The following is a 3,420-nucleotide window of genomic DNA, read 5'->3' on the forward strand; positions in this document are numbered from 1 at the left end:
AAAGTTATATCATGAAAGTAAAAAGGAAAGAACCGAAAAACAAACGAAAATGGAACGAGCGTTAGAAGGAGTCGTGTGTGGTTTTCCAAGAAATACAGCAGATGATCCAATTTTAAAGATTACTATGAGCCAGGAGCATACGAATGGATGAAAAAAGAAAAGATAAAATTCAACGGTTGTTAGCACTAGCGAACGATGCGAATGATGAAGAATCAATGACAGCTTTAGCAAAGGCCCAGGAATTGATGCTAGCCTATGGAATTGATGAAGAAGAAGTGTTTCATTATCAGCAACACCAAAGACAGGAAAATGTTGTAGATAAAGTGATTTACAAAGGAAGACCACATAAATGGGTCTACAGACTAGCTGGAATCATTGCAAAGAATTTTCGTGTGAAGAATTACTATCAAAGTTCTTCAGATATAGAATTACACTACGTAGGTTTAACAACAGATGCAGAGATTGCAGAAATTACATTTTTATATGCAAAAGGTAGTGTTGCCTTTTGTTCAAAAGAGTTTATGAAGCAACCGGAAATTAAGCGAAAATATAAACGAAAATGGCAATTAAAACAAGACTATATCGAAGGGTATTTGACAGCTCTTAGTTCTGTATTTGAAGCCCAGGTACTTACGAATGGTTACGAACTTGCATTGCAGTTGCCTGTCGCAGTCCATGAAGAAGTCTCAAAGCTAGGCTTAGTTAAAGGAAAAGACACCTCACATCAGGTTGAAAACTTCGATGCTTTTCAGTCTGGTTACCAGGAAGGCTTGCAATTTAAAAATAAAGAGCTAATCAACTAATACATTTATTAATGGAGGGAATACTATTTAATAAAAAGGATGGATCAGAATGGCTATAAAGAAAGGTAATAAGCGTGCACAATCTAATTTAAATTTAAAACAACAAGAAGGGTTAAAGTATCTCAAAACAAAATATAGAAAAAGCGAATCGAAAATTCTTGCTATCGGTCTTGAAATGTTATTAGAACAAGAGCAAGCGGGCTTGCTAATTCCAAAACTTTATAAAAGGTGACTACTAAATACGTCACCTTTTTATTTTTCGTTAAAAAAGTGATGTAACTATTTTTTATATAGAAGCTATTTTGGAAACTTCATTAAGAATAAGAGATTGAAAAAGTAGTCTATAGATGAGTACCTTAAAAATAAAGTTATCAATAGATGAAATTAATAAAAAGAAACCTTCTTACTTAGAAGATTTCTTTTTATTAATTAATTGCGCTAGTTATTGAGTTACTTCTAGCATAACATCTTTTTGATCATCAGTAACATTGCCTGCGTAATTCGGAGTTATTAAAGATATGGTTCCATTTTTATTGATAAACAAGTATAAATTACCTGATATATTTCGTTCATAGTTTGAATAAATATTACTTCCTAAAATTAATTCTGTATTTACTTTAACTGTTCTAATGCTATTATCGCCCGATGAAAATATTCTAATCTCTTTTGTGGGAATTGTATTTATAGATAACTCATATTTATTAATAGATTCTTTCAATTGGCTATTTTCAGCCCCAATTAATTTAGTTCGAAAGGTTGCTGTAGGTGTTGAATTTAAATTCTCTAAAGTAACTGAATTAGGCACATTCATTCCATTAAAATTGAATACTAGTGGATTGTTTAAATTACTAATATCTACAGCATAAGGTGCTGATTCTAAAGAATTTGATTCTTCTACATTTGTAGATGGTTCACTTTTAGGAGTTGTGGAAACCTGATTCGTACTTGAACTTGTAGAAGTTTCTTTTATTTCGGTGCTAGAGCTTGATTCTGTACTAGAATTATAATTGCTAGTACTTTTTTTCACTGATGTCGAGTTAGTGGCAGATTCTTCTTGATCTTTAGATTCATTTGCTTTCTGAGAACTACACCCTGTTAAAAGAACAACTAAAGCAACAAAAACTAATTTTTTCATAATATTCCTCCTTATACAATCTATAACTAATTTTATCGTACTTAATAATAAAACAAAAGAATTACTTATTCTATTGTCACAAATAGATATTCTTATCAACATATATAGGCGTATACGAAAAAAGTCGCGACAAAAAATATTGAGGTGATTTTATGAATTATAGTCAAAAAGCAGTAAACCTATGTAAAAAATATTCTTCCTTTTCACTTAAAGCTGTAGCAGGAAGAGACGGGATTTTGTCAATTGGGTATGGTCATTTATCAAATGACAGACACCCAATTAAATCAGGAATGACTATCACGGAAAGCCAAGCTGAACAAATTTTACGTGATGATTTATCTGAACATGCAACATTAATATCCAAGCTTCTGGCAATTAAAGCAACCCAAAATCAATTTGATGCATTAGTTTCTTTCTCTCATTCAAAAGGATTAGGTTTTTTACCAAGTTCAGATGTTATGCATTTTACAAACACAAAGGAATTTAATTCGGCTGCAAGAGAAATGAAATTGTATGTCTATGACATCGGAAGCATTAAATTACCAAAACTTGTTGAACGAAGAAATGCTGAGGCTTCACTTTATCTAGAAGGGGCTTCTGGAAATACTGAGACAAATAACCAAGCTCGTATTGGGTTTGATGTAATGATTCGTTGGATGGAAGGTAAAAAAGCCCAAGGTGTTACTTACAGTATGGATTACCGATTAGGACCAAACTCTTATGATTGTTCTAGTGCAGTATATTTTGCATTAAGAGAAGCTGGGTTCATTCCTCCTACTACTTATCCAGGAAATACAGATTCACTTTTTGGACAACTTGAACGTGTAGGTTGGTCACAATTACCACTGATAAATGGGAACTATGCTACTCAAAGAGGAGACATTTTCATTTGGGGAATTAGAGGCAATTCAGGTGGAGAGTTCGGTCATACAGGGATTTTTATTGATGAAAATATGATTATTCATTGCAATGCCAGTACAAACGTTGGTATCACAATAAATAGTTATGATCAATATTGGGTTAGTGCTGGACGTCCTACAGCTGCTATTTATCGTTTTGGAGGTGCTTCAAAACCATATCCTGGAGATTCTTCTGGATCAAAAGGAGATTCAGTGAATCCTTCAGCGGGTGTATTTTATCCAAGTATGAGATTACCGGTAAGTGGTGATACAGATCCTAATAGTCCAGCTTTAGATTACTACGAAGCTGGTCAGGCTATCGTTTATGATAGCTATGTTTTTGCTAATGGCTATGCATGGATTAGTTACGTTGCAGGTTCAGGCTTGCGCCGTTATGTGGCGGTAGGACCAGATGATGGTCGAACAGACACTGTATGGGGAACAGGATTTTTAAATAATACCCCTTCAGGATCGGGTTCAAATACGGGAAGTGCATTGAGTGGTGTATTTTATCCTAGCATGAGATTACCGGTAAGCGGTGATACAGATCCAAATAGCCCAGCATTAGCTTATTATGAAGCTG

Annotated in this window: 4 protein-coding genes; 3 read left to right on the forward strand and 1 reads right to left on the reverse strand. The window is 33.9% G+C overall.

Translation table 11 applies throughout. The features are described 5' to 3' along the window. Positions 1 to 143 precede the first annotated feature (143 nt). Together KQI94_RS15670 and KQI94_RS15675 are read left to right on the forward strand one after the other, a co-directional pair. Positions 144 to 803 carry a DUF2786 domain-containing protein gene (locus tag KQI94_RS15670; RefSeq protein WP_002369765.1) on the forward strand — a complete coding sequence of 220 codons (660 nt, stop codon included), beginning with the start codon at positions 144 to 146 and terminating at the stop codon, positions 801 to 803. Positions 804 to 852: 49 nt separating this feature from the next. After that, positions 853 to 1,035 carry a hypothetical protein gene (locus KQI94_RS15675; protein ID WP_002375302.1) on the forward strand — a complete coding sequence of 61 codons (183 nt, stop codon included), beginning with the start codon at positions 853 to 855 and terminating at the stop codon, positions 1,033 to 1,035. Between the two features lie 210 nt (positions 1,036 to 1,245). On the opposite strand, the gene KQI94_RS15680 is transcribed toward KQI94_RS15675, so the two are convergent. Further along, positions 1,246 to 1,938 (reverse strand): hypothetical protein, encoded by a 693-nt coding sequence (locus tag KQI94_RS15680; protein ID WP_002390338.1) that lies wholly within the window; start codon positions 1,936 to 1,938, stop codon positions 1,246 to 1,248. 152 nt (positions 1,939 to 2,090) lie between these two features. Here KQI94_RS15680 and KQI94_RS15685 point away from each other — a divergent pair. Continuing rightward, on the forward strand, positions 2,091 to 3,420 hold a 1,330-nt coding region (locus KQI94_RS15685), incomplete at its 3' end, for a peptidoglycan amidohydrolase family protein (protein ID WP_216454608.1).

The sequence above is a fragment of the Enterococcus sp. S183_ASV_20 genome (genome assembly GCF_018919685.1).
GTDB classification, from domain to species: Bacteria; Bacillota; Bacilli; order Lactobacillales; family Enterococcaceae; genus Enterococcus; species Enterococcus faecalis.